The sequence below is a fragment of the Microbacterium sp. MMO-56 genome, from assembly GCF_037146215.1.
GTDB lineage: Bacteria > Actinomycetota > Actinomycetes > Actinomycetales > Microbacteriaceae > Microbacterium.
Map to the genome: position 1 here is coordinate 1 of NZ_JBBCVW010000054.1, position 610 is coordinate 610.

At 69.7% G+C, this 610-nt stretch carries 1 protein-coding gene; it reads right to left on the bottom strand.

The window, feature by feature from the left end:
* Nucleotides 1-610: 5'-nucleotidase C-terminal domain-containing protein (locus tag WFI00_RS17755; RefSeq protein ID WP_442928344.1), on the bottom strand; the 610-nt coding region annotated here is incomplete at both ends.

Here is a 610-nt window from a genome sequence, read left to right on the forward strand (position 1 = left end):
TGAAGGGCAGCACGGCGTTGGCCTGCGAGAACGAGATCTCGCCGTCCTTCAGGCCGGGCACGGCCGTCGGGCCGAACTCGGCCTGCGTGTCCCAGAGGTCGGCGCGCAGCCCGCCGGGGTTGGTGACGCCGATCTGCGCTCCGTTCGGGAGGTCCGCGAGGGAGCTGCGGATCGATTCGGCCACGAGGTTGCCGAGGGTGGATTCGGATGCGCGGTCGTCGCGGGTGCCGCCGGTCCAGACGCCGTCGGTGAAGGTTCCGCCGGAGTAGGCGGTGGTGATGTCGTCGCTGATCTCGGCGACGCGGGTGTTGCCGATCTCGGCTGCGGCGGTGAGTGCGTTGGTGACGATGGTGTTGACCTGGGCGACGCGGGGGTAGGTGGTGATGAGGTCGGTGGTGGGGGTGGTGGTGCGGGGGATGTTCTGTTCGGTGTGGGTCTGGACGGTGCCGGTGGCGCGGTCGATGGTGAGGGTGATCTTGCCCAGGTTGGTGCCGTAGGAGCCGGTCTGGACGACGGGGCGGGTGCGGTCGGTGCCGGGGATGGGTGCGGACCAGGCGTAGGTCTTGTGGGTGTGGCCGGTGAAGATGGCGTCCACGGAGGGTGCGGTGTC